The 17,235-nt window shown below is 68.0% G+C and carries 13 protein-coding genes; 3 read left to right on the top strand and 10 right to left on the bottom strand.

Going from position 1 to position 17,235, the window contains the following annotated elements:
* Nucleotides 1–61: 61 nt before the first annotated feature.
* The 3 genes from AC07M9_RS04570 to fumC form a co-directional block, all read right to left on the bottom strand.
* A complete protein-coding gene (locus tag AC07M9_RS04570; protein WP_494881680.1) occupies nt 62–1,420 on the bottom strand; it encodes an AtzE family amidohydrolase in 1,359 nt (452 codons plus the stop codon).
* Complete coding sequence (locus AC07M9_RS04565; protein ID WP_494881678.1) at nt 1,417–1,653, bottom strand: hypothetical protein; 237 nt, start codon at nt 1,651–1,653, stop codon at nt 1,417–1,419. Before AC07M9_RS04565 ends, AC07M9_RS04570 begins: the two co-directional genes overlap by 4 nt.
* Nucleotides 1,654–1,789: 136 nt before the next feature.
* Nucleotides 1,790–3,172, bottom strand: coding sequence for a class II fumarate hydratase (fumC, locus tag AC07M9_RS04560; protein ID WP_494881676.1), 1,383 nt, complete (start codon nt 3,170–3,172; stop codon nt 1,790–1,792).
* A 269-nt stretch (nt 3,173–3,441) separates the two neighbouring features.
* Between fumC and AC07M9_RS04555 the strand changes: the two genes are divergently transcribed.
* Nucleotides 3,442–4,428 (top strand): aldo/keto reductase, encoded by a 987-nt coding sequence (locus AC07M9_RS04555; protein WP_494881675.1) that lies wholly within the window; start codon nt 3,442–3,444, stop codon nt 4,426–4,428.
* Nucleotides 4,429–4,501: 73 nt separating this feature from the next.
* On the opposite strand, the gene AC07M9_RS04550 is transcribed toward AC07M9_RS04555, so the two are convergent.
* The gene (locus tag AC07M9_RS04550) at nt 4,502–5,299 is read right to left on the bottom strand and encodes an outer membrane protein assembly factor BamD (protein ID WP_494881673.1); all 798 of its coding nucleotides are present in this window, start codon (nt 5,297–5,299) and stop codon (nt 4,502–4,504) included.
* Between the two features lie 143 nt (nt 5,300–5,442).
* On the opposite strand from AC07M9_RS04550, the gene AC07M9_RS04545 reads away from it, so the two are divergent.
* Nucleotides 5,443–7,224 (top strand): cation:proton antiporter domain-containing protein, encoded by a 1,782-nt coding sequence (locus AC07M9_RS04545; RefSeq protein WP_494881671.1) that lies wholly within the window; start codon nt 5,443–5,445, stop codon nt 7,222–7,224.
* Between the two features lie 561 nt (nt 7,225–7,785).
* Here the strand turns inward: AC07M9_RS04545 and AC07M9_RS04540 are convergent.
* Genes AC07M9_RS04540 through alaS form a run of 3 tightly spaced genes read right to left on the bottom strand, consistent with a single transcriptional unit; the run spans nt 7,786 to nt 11,858 of the window.
* Entirely contained in the window at nt 7,786–8,742 is a 957-nt protein-coding gene (locus AC07M9_RS04540; RefSeq protein WP_494881670.1) for a glutaminase, read from the bottom strand.
* On the bottom strand, nt 8,714–9,196 hold the full coding sequence (locus AC07M9_RS04535; protein ID WP_494881669.1) for a hypothetical protein: 483 nt from the start codon (nt 9,194–9,196) through the stop codon (nt 8,714–8,716). Before AC07M9_RS04535 ends, AC07M9_RS04540 begins: the two co-directional genes overlap by 29 nt.
* Nucleotides 9,197–9,200: 4 nt before the next feature.
* Complete coding sequence (gene alaS / locus AC07M9_RS04530; RefSeq protein WP_494881668.1) at nt 9,201–11,858, bottom strand: alanine--tRNA ligase; 2,658 nt, start codon at nt 11,856–11,858, stop codon at nt 9,201–9,203.
* A 212-nt stretch (nt 11,859–12,070) separates the two neighbouring features.
* Here alaS and gst point away from each other — a divergent pair, with 212 nt between their 5' ends.
* Nucleotides 12,071–12,769 carry a glutathione transferase, Atu5508 family gene (gene gst / locus AC07M9_RS04525; protein ID WP_494881666.1) on the top strand — a complete coding sequence of 233 codons (699 nt, stop codon included), beginning with the start codon at nt 12,071–12,073 and terminating at the stop codon, nt 12,767–12,769.
* Between the two features lie 242 nt (nt 12,770–13,011).
* Here gst and recA read toward each other — a convergent pair whose 3' ends face one another.
* The 3 genes from recA to AC07M9_RS04510 form a co-directional block, all read right to left on the bottom strand.
* Nucleotides 13,012–14,085, bottom strand: a complete 1,074-nt coding sequence (recA, locus tag AC07M9_RS04520; protein ID WP_007678647.1) for a recombinase RecA — start codon at nt 14,083–14,085, stop codon at nt 13,012–13,014.
* A gap of 110 nt (nt 14,086–14,195) precedes the next feature.
* Nucleotides 14,196–16,640, bottom strand: coding sequence for a hybrid sensor histidine kinase/response regulator (locus AC07M9_RS04515; protein ID WP_494881665.1), 2,445 nt, complete (start codon nt 16,638–16,640; stop codon nt 14,196–14,198).
* Nucleotides 16,637–17,233, bottom strand: coding sequence for a DUF2062 domain-containing protein (locus AC07M9_RS04510; RefSeq protein ID WP_494881664.1), 597 nt, complete (start codon nt 17,231–17,233; stop codon nt 16,637–16,639). The genes AC07M9_RS04515 and AC07M9_RS04510 overlap by 4 nt, the downstream gene beginning before the upstream one ends.
* Between the last annotated feature and the right edge of the window lie 2 nt (nt 17,234–17,235).

The following is a 17,235-nucleotide window of genomic DNA, read 5'->3' as shown; positions in this document are numbered from 1 at the left end:
ACCGCTGGCCGAGCCGCCGCCCACCTCGAGGCTGGGCGGCGGCTGTCGGCGAGCCCTTGCCTCAAGAGTACCCAGCGGTCCCCGCCTCCGCGGGGACGACGATATTCTGCGGCGCCGAGAACCCCGTCACACTCTGCCCTTCCAGCATGGCGGCGAAGGCGAACAGGTCCGCCTCGCAGCCAAGTCCGCCGATCAGCTGGAGGCCGATTGGCAGCTTGTCCGGACGGTAGAGCGGAACCGCCAGCGACGGCAATCCGGTGAAGCTGATCGGCTGGGTATGAATGCCCAGGTCCGCGCGGGCGGGCGACAGCGCCCCGTCGATCTCGATACGCGGGTCCTCCACCGACGGCGCCGTGGTGGGCGTCGCGGGGGCGAGCAGCACGTCGTAGTCGGCCACCAGCGCAGCGATCCGGGCGCGGTATTGGCTGCGGAACACCTGCGCCTCCGCATAGAGCGCGTCCGGCAGCAGCGCACCCGCGAGCAGGCGGTCGCGAACCTGCGGGTCGAAGGCCATGGCGTCGGCCGCCAGCGCCTCGCGGTGAAGCGCGCCGCCTTCGTAAGCGGTGATGAGGAACGCGGCCGAGCGGGCGCGGGCGATCTCGGGGAGTTCGACCAGCGGGGCACCGGGCGCGATCGAATCGATGGCAGCAAGTTGGTCGGGGTCGGCGTTCTCGCGGAAGCGGCCGCCGAGGCGGGCGAGGCGCAATTCTTTCCCGGTCGGAGCGACTTCGCGCCCGGCAAGCACCTGCCAGACCAGCTCCATGTCGTCGACCGAGCGGGTGAAGGGGCCGATGTCGTCGAAGCTTTCGGCGAAGGGAAACACGCCTTCCAGCGGCAGGTCGCGGTTGCTGGGCTTGAGTCCGTAGATGCCGGTGAGGCTGGCGGGCACGCGGATCGAGCCGTTGGTGTCCGAGCCCAGCGAGAACGGCAGCAGTCCCGCCGCGACCACCGCCGCCGAGCCGCCCGAGGAACCACCGGCCAGCCGCGCCGTGTCGTGGGGATTGCGGGTGGTGCCATAAGTCGCATTGATGGTGGCGAAACCGTAAGCGAACTCATCCATGTTGAGCGTCGCGACGACGACGGCGCCGGCCGCTTTCAGGCGCCTGACCGCCTCGGCGTCCTCGGAGGCAGGCGGCGCATCGGCATAGAGCGAGGAGCCGGCAGTGGTCGGCAGGCCGGCGAGGTCGAACAGGTCCTTGACGCCGTAGGGCACGCCGGCGAGCGGACCCGGGTCCTGCCCGGCGGCGACCATCGCGTCGACCGCGTCGGCCTCGGCGCGGGCGCGGTCATGAAGGACGCGGGTGACGGCGATGAGGTCGCGGTCGTCCTGGACCAGCGCACAAAGCCGTTCTTCGACCAGTGTGCGGGCGCTCAACGTGCCCGAACGCACGGCGGCGGCGATCTCACGCACGCCCCTCATGCCTGCGTTTCCGTCGGGGCCTGCCGCATGGTGCGGGCATGGCGCGCCAGAAGCGCGAGGTTGGTGGCGACGCCGGCCTCGCACGCGGGCAGGATCGACAGGCCGCGCGCCCCGGCGGCGACGGCTATCTCTTCGGCGCTCTGGGGAACTGCGGCATTCGGCGCCTCAGCGGGGGTTTCGGCCATGGTCTCACGATCGGCGGGCGCGGCAGGGAACGGGCGATGAGGCGACATGCGCCGCATCATAGCCCCTCCCTGCCCGCTTGCCCCCTATCGATCAAACGCAATGATCGGAACGGATCGTTGCAAAAATTAGAGCAGGCTACCGCCCTCCCCGTCTCGTCCGGGACGGCGGTTCAACGCGTACCGATCAGATCATCGTTTCGGGACGAACCACGCGGTCGAAGGTCGCCTCGTCCACCAGCCCCAGTTCCAGCGCCGCCTGCTTGAGCGTCTGGCCTTCGGCGTGGGCATACTTGGCGATCTTGGCGGCATTGTCGTAGCCGATCTCGGGCGCGAGCGCGGTGACCAGCATCAGCGAGCGGTCGAGCAGTTCAGCAATGCGCGCGCGGTTGGGCTCGATGCCCTCGACGCAGCGCTCCGCGAAGCTGACCATGCCAACCGAGAGCAGGTCGATCGAGCGGATCACGGCAGCCCCGATCAACGGCTTGAACACGTTGAGCTCGAACGCGCCCTGCAGACCGCCGATCGTCGCGGCCTGATGATTGCCGATGACCTGCGCCGAGACCATCGTCAGCATCTCGCACTGGGTCGGGTTGACCTTGCCCGGCATGATCGAACTGCCCGGCTCGTTCGCGGGCAGGTCCAGTTCACCCAGCCCCGAGCGCGGGCCCGAGCCCAGCCAGCGGATGTCGTTGGCGATCTTGGTCAGCGCCACCGCCAGCGTCGCGAGCGTGGACGAGAGGTGGACCAGCGGGTCGTTGGAGGCCAGCGCCTCGAACTTGTTCTCGGCCGGATGGAACGCCAGCCCGGTCAGGCGCGAGAGTTCGGCGGCCACGTCGACGTCGAAGCCCGGCGCCGCGTTGAGGCCGGTGCCGACCGCCGTGCCGCCCTGCGCCAGTGCGGCCATGCCCTCGGACACGGCAGGCGCGATGCGCAGCTTTGCGAGCTTCAACTGCTGCGCGTAGCCGGAAAATTCCTGCCCCAGCGTCACCGGCGTCGCGTCCTGCAGGTGGGTGCGGCCGATCTTTACGATGTCCGCCCAGGCTTTCGCCTTGGCGTCGAGCGAGGCGAACAGCTGGTCGAGCGCCGGGAAAAGCGTGTCAGTCACCGCGCGCGCGGCGGCGACGTGCAGTGCGGTCGGGAAGCTGTCGTTCGAGGACTGGCCCATGTTGACGTGGTCGTTGGGATGGACGGGCGACTTGCCGCCGCGTTTGCCGGTCAGCACCTCGTTGGCGCGGCCGGCGATGACCTCGTTGAGGTTCATGTTGGTCTGGGTGCCGCTGCCGGTCTGCCAGATCACCAGCGGGAACTGGTCGTCCAGCTTGCCCGCGACGATCTCCGCCGCCGCTGCCTCGATCGCGTCGGCGACCTTGGCGTCGAGCCCGTGCTTGCGGTTGACCCGCGCCGCCGCCTGCTTGACCAGCGCGAGGGCGTGGACGATCGCGATCGGCATCCGCTCGGACGCGCCGAAGGGGAAGTTTTCGATACTGCGCTGGGTCTGCGCCCCCCAGTAGGCGGAGACTGGGACGTCGATCTCGCCGATGCTGTCGGACTCGCGGCGGGTTTCCATGGGGTGTTCGTCTCCATCGCTTGGGGTGCGCCCTACATAGGCCGCGATAGCAACATTTCCACTGCTATTGCGACTTATTCGCATATTTGACCCCGCGTCGTCCCCGGCTTGACAGGGGATCGATGGCCGAGCCGCGCGGCCTCTCGGCAAGGTCGCTCCTAAAGACCTGCCAGCGGTCTCCGGGTTCGCGGGGCCGAGGCGAAATCTTGACGACCCTGCCGATATGGGCGACCCCGCCCGCAATCTCGAACTACTGGACAGCCCTCCCCATGACCAAACGCAATCTCGCCGGGCGCGCCGTCGCCCCTGTCGGTCTCGGCTGCATGAACGTCGCGTGGGCCTACGGCGCCGCCCCGTCGCGCGAGGATGCGGTGGCGCTGATGCGCCACGCGCTCGACGCCGGGTGCGACCACTTCGACACCGCCAACATCTACGGCGGCGGCGTGAGCGAGGAGATCCTGGCCGAGGCGATCATGGACCGGCGCGACGAATTCCTGCTCGCCACCAAGACCGGCATCAAGGTCGACGGCCCACGCCGGGGCGTGGACTGCCACCCGGACAGCATAGCCGCCTCGCTCGACGCCAGCCTCAAGCGGCTGAAGACCGACCACATCGATCTGTTCTACATGCACCGCCTGGACCGTTCGGTACCGATCGCGGATTCGGTCGGCGCCATGGCCCGTGCTATCGAGGCGGGCAAGATCGGCGCCTACGGCGTGTCGGAATGGTCTTCGGCCCACATCCGCGAGGCGCATGGCGTGCATCCCATGGCAGCGGTACAGACCGAATATTCGCTCTGGACGCGCAACGTGGAACTGGGCGTGCTGGAGACGACGCGTGAACTGGGCATCGCCCTCGTCGCCTTCTCCCCGGTCGGACGCGGCGCGCTGGGCGGAGAACTGCGCGATCCCTCGGCGCTGTCGGAGCAGGACCTGCGGCGCGGGATGCCCCGCTTCCAGGGAGAGAACTGGGACCACAACGCACAGATGATCGCCCGCTTCGACGCGCTCGCCGCCGAGGCCGGGATCACCCCGGCCCAGCTTGCACTGGCCTGGGTGCTCGCGCAGGCGGACCATGTCCATGCCATCCCCGGCACGCGCACCATCGCCCACTTCGACCAGAACCACGCGGCTGGAGAACTGTCGCTAGACGCCGCGATTCTCGAGCGGGCGGGGACACTGATCAACCAGCAGACTGTCCGGGGCCATCGCTATCCCGCAGGCCTGCTCGCCAGCATCGACACCGAAGACTTCTGAACCGCTGCGCTACCGGCGCCAAAAAAGGGCGCATGCCAAACCTCCCTGCCGCGCAGCGAGAGGGAGGAGCGGTTTAGGCCGCGACGTTTTCCGGGGCGTGGCGGTTCATCAGCTTGTAGGCGCGGGCGTACCAGTCGCTGCCCGGATAGTTGCGCTCCAGCACGGCGGCGGCCTTCTGCGCTTCGCCCGGTACGCCGAGCGAGAGGTAGCCCTCGACCAGGCGGAACAGCGCCTCGGGCGCGTGGCTGGTGGTCTGGAAGTTATCGACCACGTTGCGGAAGCGCAGCGTCGCCGCCAGCCACTTGCCGCTGCGCTCGTAGGAGCGGCCGATCGTCATTTCCTTGCCGGCAAGGTGATCGTTCACGAGGTCGATCTTGAGCTTGGCGTCGGAGGCGTAGGGCGTGCCGGGATAACGTCGCATCACGTCGGTCAGCGCCTGTTTGGCCTGTTCCGTCGTGCGCTGGTCGCGCGTCACGTCGCTGATCTGCTCGTAGTAGCAGATGGCGATCAGGTAGTAAGCGTAAGGCGCGTCCTTGTTGCCCGGGTGGATCGACAGGAAGCGCTGCGCCGACTGGATCGACTTGTTGTAGTCGCGGGCGGCATAGTAGCTGAACGCGCTCATCAGCTGTGCGCGCCGGGCCCAAGGCGAATAGGGGTGCTGGCGCTCGACCTCGTCGAACAGGGCCGCCGCCTGCTTGGTGCGGCCGGTTTCCAGACGCTGCTGGGCAGCGGCGTAGAGCGTGTCGACGTCGCGCGCGACATAAGCGGTGTCACGGTTCTTGCCCCCGCGCCCCCCGCAGCCGGCGGTCAGCACGATCGCGCCTGCGGCAGCGACAAGGAGGGCGGTCTTCAGGCGCGAGCGTTCGAACATGGTTGGGTCTATAGCCAGCGCTTTGCTGAACGCCAAGTGAAGTTGCGCCAAACTTCGGATGCTATGCGCATGTTGCGTAATTTCCATCACTTGCCGCCACTTCACCGGTTCCATCGGGACACGCCGTGCCTTAGGATCGACGAATGGCAGGCAGCAGCGATCTCTATTCCCCCGTGATGTCCGACGCTCTGGTGATCCTGGGCGCGGCGGGCATCGTCATCCCGGTGTTCAACCGGTTCCGCATCACCCCCGTCATCGGCTTCATCCTCGTGGGCCTCCTGGTCGGCCCATTCGGCCTCGGCCGTCACGTCTTCGACCTGCCCTGGCTGTCCTACCTCACCATCACCGATCCCGACGGGCTGGAGGTCTTCGCCGAGTTCGGGATCATTCTGCTGCTGTTCTCGATCGGGCTGGAGCTGTCGTTCGGCCGCCTGTGGCAGATGCGGCGCATGGTGTTCGGGCTGGGCTCGCTCGAACTGCTGGTGATCGGCGGTTCGCTGACCTTCATCCTCGCCGCCATCGGGCAGAGCTTTTCCGGCGCGTTGGCGCTCGGCCTCGCCCTCGCCCTTTCCTCGACCGCACTCGTGCTCAAGATCACCGAGACGACCACGCCTGTCGGCCGCGCCGCGCTCGCCATGCTGCTGTTCGAGGACATCGCGCTGGTGCCGATCATCTTTCTGCTCGGCGCGCTTGCCCCCCATGCCGGGGCGGACGGCGTGGGCGAACTGCTCCACACGCTGCTGTGGGGCACCGTGGCGGTAGGCGGCCTGCTGATCCTCGGCCGTTACCTGCTGCCCCCCCTCTTCGCCCAAGCCGCCCGCACGAAGAGCCCCGAGCTGTTCCTCGCCGCCAGCCTGCTGGTGGTGATCCTCGCCTCGCTGGCGACCGCGGCGGCGGGCCTCTCGCCCATCGTCGGCGCGCTGGTCGCGGGCCTGCTCATCGCCGAAACCGAGTATCATTCGGAGGTCGAGGAGATCATCGAGCCGTTCAAGGGCCTGGCGCTGGGCGTCTTCCTCATCACCATCGGCATGAGCATCGACCTCGCCGTGGTGTGGGAGAACCTCGGCTCGATCCTGATCGCGACGATCGTGGTGGTCGTGCTCAAGGCCGTGGTGACGGGCCTCATGCTGCGCGTCATGGGCGCCCGGCGCGGCACCGCGACCGAAACCGGCATCCTCATGTCGAGCCCGTCGGAAACCACGCTGATCGTGCTGACCGCCGCCACTTCGGCGCAGCTGATCCAGCCCGGCACCGCGCAGTTCTGGCAGATCGTCACCGCACTCGGCCTGACGATCACGCCGCTCCTCGCCCTCGGCGGCAAGATCATGGGCCGCCGGGTCGAGAGCGCCGACGTGCCGCACCAACCATCCGGTGACGGCGGCGTCGACGCCGGCAAGCCTCGCACCCTGATCGTCGGCTTCGGGCGCGTGGGTCACCTTGTCGCGGACATGCTGGCGCGCCACGGCCGCCCCTATCTCGCGGTCGACAGCAACACCGACCTCGTCGCCGACGGCCGCCGGCGCGGCTACACCGTCGCTTTCGGCGATGCCGCGCGCGGCGACGCGCTGCTGCGCCTCGGCGCGGGCGAGGCCGCCGCCATCATTCTCACCATGGACGAGCCTGTCGCCGCCCAGCGCATCGTGCGCAAGCTGCGCATGCAGTTCCCCGACCTGCCCATTCTGGCCCGCGCCCGCGACGCCGACCACGCGGCGCAGCTCTACCGGGCTGGGGCGAGCTACGCGGTGCCCGAGACGCTCGAAAGCTCGCTCCAGCTCAGCGAGGCGGCGCTGGTGGAAACCGGCGTGGCGGTCGGCCCGGTGATCGCCTCCATCCACGAGAAGCGCGACGAATTCCGCGAGATGATCATGGAGCGCGGCGGACTGTCGGAAAAGCCGACGCTGAAGTCGGGGCAGCTGGCGGAGTGACAGGGGTGAAAGGCTCTACATGGCAGCTTGCGCCCCAAGGCAGAACTAATTTCTCACTCATTTGACGCGCAGGCATGATAGCTTACACAGAATACATGCGCGCCTTTCTCAAAACAGTAGCGATTGGCACCTTGGCGGGCGCGTGGATGCCAATGATCTTCACAATCTTGGTGACACTGTTTGATTCCAGACGCGATCAACGGGCACGGCAGTTTGATATCTTCGCTCATTTTCGCATTTTTCCGATTGCCCTAACATTAGCATTTGTCTTACCGGCCAGCATCTTGCTGGGCTTGCCTGTGACAGCGATCCTCGTTCGGTTCCGATCGGAGAGTGAGGCTGCATACGTCTTGGTTGGGCTCATTATAGGCTTTGCATTACCACCGCTCGTCTTGGTTTGGATGGGAGCGGCCGGTGGGTGGTGGCTTGCGCTATTGGGAGCTTTCAGCGGCAGCATCACGGGGCGGACATGGTGGGTTGAAGCACGCGAAGCTAGCGGCAGCTAAACACCCAAAGCAGCCTTCCCAGCCCCGGCTTGACGAAGGCCATTCGACGCAAACCTCACCCCGCCCTCGGTTCGAACACCGACCAACCGGTGCGCTGCACAAGCCGTTCCAGCGCCAGTTGCCCGAGGTGCGAGTTCCCCGCCTCGTTGAGCCCGGGCGACCACACCGCGATGCTGGCGATCCCGGGCGCCACGGCCAGGATGCCGCCACCCACGCCGGACTTGCCGGGCAGGCCGATACGGAAGGCGAAGTCGCCCGAATTGTCGTAGTGGCCGCAGGACATCATCAGCGCATTGATGCGCCGCGCCCGGCTTTCGGTGATGACGCGGTGGCCCTCTACCCGCCCGCCGTGCATCAGGTAGCGCCCCGCCATCGCCAGCTGCCGGCAGCTCATGGCGAGCGCGCAGAAGTGGAAGTAGGTCCCCAGCACCATGCCCACGTCGCCGTGGATGTTGCCGAAGGCGCGCATGTAGTTGGCGAGCGCCATGTTGCGAAAACCGGTGTCCTGCTCCGCCTGGGCGACGGTCTCGTCGATGCGGATGGTGTCGTCCCCGCCCGCCAGTTCGCGCACGAAGCGTAGCATCTGCCCGATCGCCTCGCGCGGCTGCAGCCGGCCCAGCAGCAGGTCGCACACGACGATGGCGCCGGCGTTTATGAAGGGATTGCGCGGGATGCCGTGCTCGGTCTCCAGCTGGACGATCGAGTTGAAGGCGCTGCCCGAAGGCTCGCGCCCGACCCGCGCCCACAACTGGTCCCCCACCGCGCCGAGCGCCAGCGTCAGCGCGAAGACCTTGGAGATCGACTGGATCGAGAACGCCTCGTCCGCGTCCCCGGCGGTGTGGACGGTCCCGTCGGCCATGACCACGGCGAGCCCGAACTTGCCCGCGGGCACGCAGGCCAGCGGCGGGATGTAGCTGGCGACCGTGCCGCGGTGCTCTTCCCCGCGCATCTCCCCGGCAATGTCCGCGACGATGCGCCCGATGTCAGCCACGCGCGCGCGGCCGTCCGGCATGCCAGGTGGCGACAGCCCCGCCGGCGAACCACGCGGCGAAGATCGCCCAGAATGCCATGAACGGCAGCGTCACCGGGTCGAGCGGATAGAGCCAGGCGCGCCACAGCGCCCAGCCGCAGCCCAACAGGCACAGCAGCGGATATCCCGGAAACCGCGCTGCCGCCCCTGTCGCCGGGGCGAGGCGCCAGAACTGCCGGCGCCGGTCGGGCTCAGGCGCCCATACCGCCGAGGCAAAGACCGCGAAAGCGTACAGCAGGAACAGCGCGGCAAGCGGCGCACACAGCTCGAGGACGGGAATGTAGTCGTTGAAGCAGGCGTCGAACTCACCGGTGAACTCCCGGCCCCGGCATAGCACCCGGTGCTTGGCGGCCCCGCCGAACAGGGGCATGAGCGAGGACAGCAGCCAGAGGCCGCAACCGGCGAAGGCCAGAGCCTTGCGGGCGCCCTCGCGCATCGCCCTAGCCTGCCAGCGCGTCCCTGACCGCCGCGATGGCGTCCGCCGCCTTCGTGCCGTCGGGTCCGCCGCCCTGCGCCATGTCGGCGCGTCCGCCGCCGCCCTTGCCGCCGAGCGCCTCGACGCCCTTGCGCACGAGTTCGACCGCGCTGATGGTGCCGGTCAGGTCCTCAGTGACGGCCGCGGCGATGCTCGCCTTGCCCTCGTTCACCGCAACGATCACCGCCACGCCCGAGCCGAGCCGCTGCTTGGCCTGGTCGAGCAGCCCGCGCAGGTCCTTCGGGTCGAGCCCCTCGAGAACCTGCCCGGAGAACTTCACGCCGTTCACTTCCTCGTCGGCGGCTTCGGCCTTGGCGCCGCCGCCCGAAGCGCCGGACAGCGCCAGCGCCTTCTTGGCCTCGGCCAGCTCGCGCTCCAGCTTGCGGCGCTCGTCGAGCAGCGCGGCGACGCGCGCCTCGACGTCTTCCGGCGTGGTGCGCAGCAGGCTGGCGGCGTTCTTGAGCGCATCCTCGCGGCCGACCAGCCACTGGCGCGCGCCCTCGCCGGTCATCGCCTCGATGCGGCGGACGCCCGAGGACACCGCGCTTTCCGAGACAATGCGGAACACGCCGATGTCGCCGGTGACGTTGACGTGGGTGCCGCCGCACAGCTCGACCGAATAGGTGCGGTCGCCCGAGTGGCGGCCCATCGACAGCACACGGACCTCGTCGCCGTACTTCTCTCCAAACAGCGCCATGGCGCCGGCCTCGACTGCTTCGTCAGGCGCCATCAGGCGGGTGAGCACGGCTTCGTTGGCGCGGATTTCGGCGTTCACCTCGGCCTCGATCGCCGCGATGTCCTCGGGCGTGAGCGCCTTGGGGTGCGAATAATCGAAGCGCAGGCGCTCGGCGGCGACCATCGAGCCCTTCTGGGTGACGTGCTCGCCCAGACGCCCGCGGAGCGCCGCGTGCAGCAGGTGCGTGGCCGAGTGGTTGGCGCGCACCGCGTCGCGGTGCTCCACGTCGACGGTGAGGTTGATGGTGTCGCCCAGCTTGATCGTGCCCGCCTCGACCATGGCGTTCATGGCGTGCAGGCGGCCGAGCGGCTTTGAGGTGTCCGATACGGTGATCGTGAGCCCGCCCGCGCCGGTGATCGTGCCCGAATCACCGACCTGGCCGCCCGATTCGCCGTAGAACGGCGTCTGGTTGGTCAGCACGGTGACGCTCTCGCCCGCCGTGGCCGACACGACTTCCTTGCCATCGCGGACCAGCGCCACGACGCGGCCTTCGCCGGCGGTCGAGGTATAGCCGGTGAACTCGCTGGCGCCTTCGCGCTCGGCGATGTCGAACCACACCTCGCTGTCGGCGGCCTGGCCCGAGCCCTTCCAAGCGGCGCGAGCGGCGGCCTTCTGCTGCGCCATGGCGGCGTCGAAGCCGGCCTTGTCGACCGCGATGCCGCGCGAACGCAGCGCGTCCTCGGTGAGGTCGTAGGGGAAGCCGAAGGTGTCGTAGAGCTTGAACGCGGTCTCGCCGGGCAGCTCGCCGCCTTCGCCCAGGTCCACGGTCGCCTCGTCGAGCAGCTTGAGGCCATTCGACAGGGTGCGGCGGAACTGGATTTCCTCGCGCTCGAGCGTTTCCTCGATCAGCGGCTGCGCGCGGCCCAGCTCGGGATAGGCCTGGCCCATCTCGGCGACGAGCGCGGGCACCAGGCGGTGCATCAAGGGATCGCGCGCGCCGAGCAGGTGCGCGTGGCGCATGGCGCGGCGCATGATGCGGCGCAGGACATAGCCGCGGCCCTCGTTCGAGGGCAGCACGCCGTCGGCCAGCAGGAAGCTGGTCGAGCGCAGGTGGTCGGCGATGACGCGGTGGCTGGCGCGGCTGTCACCCTGCGCGGCCACGCCGGTCAGGCTTTCCGAGGCGGCGATCAGCGCCTTGAACGTGTCGATGTCGTAGTTGTCGTGCACGCCCTGCATGACCGCCGAGATGCGCTCCAGCCCCATGCCGGTGTCGATCGAGGGCTTGGGCAGGTTGCCGACGATCTCGCCGGCGGCCTGCTCGAACTGCATGAAGACGAGGTTCCAGATCTCGATGAAGCGGTCGCCGTCTTCCTCCGGCGATCCCGGAGGGCCGCCCCAGATGTGGTCGCCGTGGTCGAAGAAGATTTCCGAGCACGGGCCGCACGGGCCTTCGTCGCCCATCGCCCAGAAGTTGTCTTTGGTGGGGATGCGAATGATCTTCTGTTCCGGCAGGCCGGCGATCTTCTTCCACAGCTCGGCCGCTTCGTCGTCGGTATGGTAGACGGTGACCAGCAGCTTCTCGACCGGGAGCGCCCATTCCTTGGTCAGGAGGGTCCAGGCGTGGGTGATCGCCTGCTCCTTGAAATAGTCGCCGAAGGAGAAGTTGCCCAGCATCTCGAAGAAGGTGTGGTGGCGCGCGGTGTAGCCCACGTTGTCGAGGTCGTTGTGCTTGCCGCCGGCGCGCACGCACTTCTGCGAGGAGGTGGCGCGCGGCGTCGAACGGGTCTCGAGGCCCGTGAACACGTTCTTGAACGGCACCATGCCGGCATTCACGAACATCAGCGTCGGATCGTTGTACGGAACGAGCGGCGCGGACTGAACGGCTTCGTGACCATTGCTGGCGTAATAGTCGAGGAAGGACCGGCGGATTTCATTCGTCGTCTGCATGACCCGCGCCGATAAATCACGAGAGGCATGGCGGCAAGCGGTTGTCTGCGGTCAGACTGTTCGGGAATCGCGATAAGATGGTCCCGAAGTGGAGGCATGCGCCAGTGCGGGGGGCTGCGGCAGTGCTGCGATGGGCCGTGGGAGCGGGTCCGCGGCTGGGCCGTTAGCTTGGGAAACCTCGCTTTCCCTGCAGCCGACGGAGCATTGCGACCATGGCCGACTATGATTTCTACTACTGGCCGCTGCCTTTTCGCGGCCAGTTCATCCGGGCGATCCTTGCATATGCAGGCATGGATTGGGCGGAATACGATTCCGCCGCCATCGGCAAGCTCATGGAAAAGGCACCGGCGGACCAGCCGGTGCCTTTCATGGGACCGCCCCTGCTGGTGGACAGGACAAGCGGATTCGCGCTTTCCGAAATGCCGGCGATCGCGCTCTACCTCGGTGAAACGCTGGGCCTGCTGCCGGGCAACGCCGAGGGTCGCGCAATGACCGCCAAGATCGTGAACGATGCCAACGACGTGATCGACGAGATCACGCTCGACGGCGGGCGCGAGATGTGGACGCCGGAATCGTGGACCGAATTCGTGCCGCGTCTCGAACGCTGGATGGGGTTCTGGGAAACGATCGGCACGGCACACGGACTTTCCGCGGATGACGGCTTCCTCCTCGGCACGAGGGAAGCCGGCATCGCGGATATCGTCAGTGCCGTATTATGGGCGACCATGAGCGACCGTTTCGTATCCATCGGCCGGATGCTGGAGGAGACCGCCCCTCGCACCGCAGGCCTGGCGCGGCGCATGCACGAAGTGCCGGCACTGGCAGCCCTGAAGGCCAGGGCATTCGAAGACTATGGCGACGCCTACTGCGGCGGAGAGATCGAGAAGGCGCTGCGGGCGGTCGCGAAGTAGGCGCGTGACAAAAAGGCCGGTCTCCGGGAACGGACCAGTGGCTTCGTTGTTATCTCAGTGAAGGCCGGCGCGGCCCTCCCCCCCTCCAAGCCGCGCCGGTCGACTTTTCCCTCGGATGGAAATCCTGCCCGCCCCGACATATTCGGTTGGCGGGCATTCTTTTGTCATCCCGCAAGCCCGGCATAAAAAACCCCGGCGCGAGGGCCGGGGTTCCTGTATTCATCGCCTGGGCTGGCGCTGGCTTAAACGTCGTCATCCTCGGAAGGACCGGCCATCATCTCTTCGGCGAGGCCGTCGGTCTTGGTGCGGATCGCCTTTTCGAGGCGGTCGGCGACTTCGGGGTTCTGCTTCAGGTAGGTCTTCGAATTCTCACGGCCCTGGCCGATGCGCACCGAATCGTAGCTGAACCAAGCGCCCGACTTCTCGACGATGCCGGCCTTGACGCCAAGATCGAGGATCTCGCCGATCTTGGAGACGCCTTCACCGTACATGATGTCGAACTCGACCTGCTTGAACGGCGGCGCAACCTTGTTCTTCACCACCTTGACGCGGGTGGCGTTGCCCACGACCTCGTCCTTGTCCTTGATCGCGCCGGTGCGGCGGATGTCGAGGCGGACCGAGGCGTAGAACTTGAGCGCGTTGCCGCCGGTCGTCGTCTCCGGGTTGCCGTACATGACGCCGATCTTCATGCGCAGCTGGTTGATGAAGATCACCATGCAACGCGAGCGGCTGATCGAGCCGGTGAGCTTGCGCAGCGACTGGCTCATCAGGCGGGCCTGGAGGCCGACATGGCTGTCGCCCATCTCACCCTCGATTTCGGCGCGGGGGACCAGCGCGGCGACCGAATCCACCACCAGCACGTCGATCGCGTTCGAGCGCACCAGCGTGTCGACGATCTCGAGCGCCTGTTCACCGGTATCGGGCTGCGAGACGATCAGTTCGTCGATGTTGACGCCCAGCTTCTTGGCATAGACCGGGTCGAGCGCGTGTTCGGCGTCGATGAAGGCGGCGGTGCCACCGGTCTTCTGGGCTTCCGCGATCACGTGGAGCGCGAGCGTGGTCTTGCCCGAGCTTTCCGGGCCGTAGATCTCGATCACACGGCCACGCGGCAAGCCGCCGACGCCGAGCGCGATGTCGAGGCCGAGCGAGCCGGTCGAGATCGCTTCGACCTGCATCGTCTCCTTCGAGCCCAGCTTCATCGCCGAACCCTTGCCGAATGCCTTGTCGATCTGGGCCAGCGCTGCTTCGAGCGCCTTTTGACGGTCCATTGCGTCCTTTTCCTTGCCTTCCTGGATCAGCTTGAGCTGAGCAGCCATGTCTCTTCCCCTGTGCTACCGGGCTGACCGGAAAGGTCAACGTCATGGGAAGTGGTGTACGACCTTTGTTCTCAGGGAACAAGAGGGGAACTTCGGCAGATTTCCGTTTTTTAATCCCGCTTTTGCTCCTGCGCCATGCGCGCGAGAACTTCCCCGACTTTTTCTGAGAGCTGCTGGACCGAGAAGGGCTTGGGCATGAACCAGGCGTTGGGGATGCCGATCTGCCGGCGCAACTGCTCTTCCGCATAGCCCGACATGAACAGCACCGGGAGGTTGGGGGCGAAGCGGCGGATCTCGCGCGCCATGGCCGGGCCGTCGAGCGTGGGCATGACGACGTCGGAGACGACGATGTCGAACTGGCCGCCTTCCTGGACCAGTTCCAGCCCCTCCTCGCCGTCGCGCGCGCAGGTGACCTTGTAGCCCTGGCGGGTGAGCGCGCGTTCGGCGACGATCCGGACCGGGTCCTCGTCCTCGACCAGCAGGATCGAACCGCCGCCTGCCCACTGGCTCGGCGGCGGTTCGGGCTTGGCCTGTGCAATCTCGGGCACCGAGCCGGGCGCGACGTGGTGGACCGGCAGGTAGACGGTGAAGCGCGTGCCCTTGCCTGCCTCGCTCTCGGCGAAGATGAAGCCGCCCGACTGCTTGACGATGCCGTAGACGGTGGAGAGACCGAGCCCGGTGCCCTTGCCCTGCTCCTTGGTGGTGAAGAACGGCTCGAAGATCTTGCCGAGGATCTCGGGCGGGATGCCGCCGCCGCTGTCCTCGACGATAAGCGCGGTATACTCGCCCGCCGGGATGATCTCGCTGCGCATCGCGCGCACATCGGTGGTGGTGACCTTGCGGGTGGCAAGGACGAGGCGCCCGGCGCCGTCGCCCCTGCTCTGCATGGCATCGCGCGCGTTGACGGCGAGGTTGACGATGACCTGCTCGAGCTGGGTCGGATCGGCGCGCACGGGGCCAAGGTCGCGGTCGTGGGTGACGACGAGCTGGATCTTCTCGCCGATCAGGCGGCGCAGCATCTGCGAGACGTCGGCAACGACGTCGGGCAGCTGGATCACTTCGGGGCGCAGCGTCTGCTGGCGCGAGAAGGCGAGGAGCTGGCGGGTCAGCGAGGCGGCGCGGTTCGAATTGGCGCGGATCTGCTGGATGTCGTCATAGTCCGAATCGCCGGGCGTATGGCGCATCAGCATGAGGTCGCAGGTGCCCAGGATCGCGGTGAGCACGTTGTTGAAATCGTGCGCGACGCCCCCGGCGAGCTGGCCGACCGCCTGCATCTTGGTGGCCTGCGCCACCTGGCGCTTGAGGCGGATTTCCTCGGACGTATCGGTGAGGCCCAGCAGCACGGCCGCTTCGCCCAGCCCGCGCACGCCGGCGAGGCTCAGCGAGACCGGGTCGTCGGGCTGCGCGGTCAGGCGGATGGCAAGGTCGCCAGCGGCCGTGGGCCCCTGCGCGAAGCGACGGATCGCCTCGGACAGCGCGCGCTTGTCCTCCTTGACGACGAGGTCGGTCGGATAGGTCGGCGGCGCATGGCCCTCGTGGCCGGCCGCGCGCATGAAGGCCGGGTTTGCGAAGAGCAGGCGGCCGTCGCGGTCGGCCATGGCGAGGCCAAGCGGGAGCTGGCTCAGCAGCGCTTCGAGATGCGGCGCCGCGCCGGTGCCGCCGGCGCTGGCACCGATGCCCTGCCCGGCCTCGATCACCAGCATCAGCGACGGCGTGGTGGCAGGGTCGGGCTCGCCGGCAAGATCGGGATCGGCGACGGGCACGTGGTAGAGCACCAGCGCGCCGCCGCGTCCGCCGTCGCGGGCCCAGCCGATACGCTCACCCTCTTCCTGGCTCAGCAGCGAGACGAAGTCCGCGCCGGTCATGTCGGCCTTCGCGTCGCCCACCGCGCGTGCGGCGAAGCCGGAACTGGCGGCGCGGATGGCGCCGTCGGGGTCGACGAGGGCCGCAGCGATGCCCGCCTTGGCAAGACCGCGCCCCAGCTTGCCGTCGAGTTGGACGACCAGTTCGGCGACCGGGTCGACCGCGCTGATCGAGGAGATGCGCCAGACCAGGAAGTCGTCGCCCCGGCCGGCGCGGCGCAGGTCGGCGCGCCAGTGGCCGCCTTCCTCGTCTGCGATCTCGGCGGTGCCGTGGCCGTCGCGCCAGGCCCGGCGCGTGGCGTCGGCGAGACGTTCGAGCGAGGCGTGGACGACGGGCAGGCGCGGCGGGGCGCTGCCGGCGCCGAACCAGGCCTCGAAGCAGGGATTGGCGCATGTCAGCCGACCCGCGCGGTCGGTCACGGCGATGGCCATGTCGGGACGCTCGATCGCGGCGACGGTGACCGACCAGTCGGGCTGCGCGAACTCGGTCTCGGCGGCGGGCGCACGGCGGCGCGAAAGCGCCCAGGCCAGCGCGCCGAAGGCGGCGAGCGCGGCGACGAACACCGCCATCAGCAGCGCGTCGCCCGAGACCAGCCACACCAGCAGCGCGCTCAGCAGCAGGGCGGCCGCGACCACCAGTGCGTCGGAACCCGAACCGAAGGAGCTCCCTGCCCGATCGGTACGCGCCTTCATGCAGGAGTTTCCGATTCGGCCACGACGGCGTCCGGGCGGGGGGGACGCGCGGGACGCAGGCGGCGGGCATGGTGCTTGCGTCCGATCCACCAACGCCAGAACCACATCGACAGGAGATAGCCCAGCGCCGCGCAGACGGTGGAGATGACGAAAAGGCCGACCAGCAGCGCCGGTGCGGCGTCGGACAGCAGCCAGTGCGCCCACTCACCGATTCCCGCGCCGCTTTCGTACAGCGCGTAGAAGGTCGAAAGATCGGCGTGGTAGCCCAGCTTGTTTCCGAGCCAGATCGAGGCGGCGAGGATGAAGGGCGTGGTCGCCGGGTTCGACAGGAAGGTCATCGCCGCAGCGAGGGGGATGTTGCCCCTGCACGGCACGCACATCAGCGCCGCGCCGACGATCTGGACGCCGGGGATCAGCGCGAAGATGCCCACCAGCAACCCCACCGCGACCCCGCGCGGGACCGAGCGGCGGGTGAAGCGGAACAGTTCCTGCCGCCGGGCGAGCGGCGCCGTGAAGCGATTTGCCTCAAGCTGTTCGTGCGTGGGCATCTGGCGGTGCAGCCACGCGCCCAGTCGGGCAAGCATCGTGCTCATTC

It is taken from the genome of Novosphingobium sp. GW821-FHT09E05, from assembly GCF_059416165.1.
The sequence above is the reverse complement of the archived record's forward strand: the minus strand, read 5'-3'. Positions and strand labels throughout refer to the sequence as shown.

Coding starts and splice junctions, on each gene's coding strand:
- fumC (WP_494881676.1), bottom strand. CDS start 3,172: ATGGAAACCCGCCGCGAGTCCGACAGCATCGGCGAGATCGACGTCCCA.
- AC07M9_RS04550 (WP_494881673.1), bottom strand. CDS start 5,299: ATGTTCGAACGCTCGCGCCTGAAGACCGCCCTCCTTGTCGCTGCCGCA.
- AC07M9_RS04545 (WP_494881671.1), top strand. CDS start 5,443: ATGGCAGGCAGCAGCGATCTCTATTCCCCCGTGATGTCCGACGCTCTG.
- AC07M9_RS04540 (WP_494881670.1), bottom strand. CDS start 8,742: ATGCCGGACGGCCGCGCGCGCGTGGCTGACATCGGGCGCATCGTCGCG.
- AC07M9_RS04555 (WP_494881675.1), top strand. CDS start 3,442: ATGACCAAACGCAATCTCGCCGGGCGCGCCGTCGCCCCTGTCGGTCTC.
- recA (WP_007678647.1), bottom strand. CDS start 14,085: ATGGCTGCTCAGCTCAAGCTGATCCAGGAAGGCAAGGAAAAGGACGCA.
- alaS (WP_494881668.1), bottom strand. CDS start 11,858: ATGCAGACGACGAATGAAATCCGCCGGTCCTTCCTCGACTATTACGCC.
- AC07M9_RS04510 (WP_494881664.1), bottom strand. CDS start 17,233: ATGAGCACGATGCTTGCCCGACTGGGCGCGTGGCTGCACCGCCAGATG.
- AC07M9_RS04565 (WP_494881678.1), bottom strand. CDS start 1,653: ATGTCGCCTCATCGCCCGTTCCCTGCCGCGCCCGCCGATCGTGAGACC.
- gst (WP_494881666.1), top strand. CDS start 12,071: ATGGCCGACTATGATTTCTACTACTGGCCGCTGCCTTTTCGCGGCCAG.
- AC07M9_RS04515 (WP_494881665.1), bottom strand. CDS start 16,640: ATGAAGGCGCGTACCGATCGGGCAGGGAGCTCCTTCGGTTCGGGTTCC.
- AC07M9_RS04570 (WP_494881680.1), bottom strand. CDS start 1,420: ATGAGGGGCGTGCGTGAGATCGCCGCCGCCGTGCGTTCGGGCACGTTG.
- AC07M9_RS04535 (WP_494881669.1), bottom strand. CDS start 9,196: ATGCGCGAGGGCGCCCGCAAGGCTCTGGCCTTCGCCGGTTGCGGCCTC.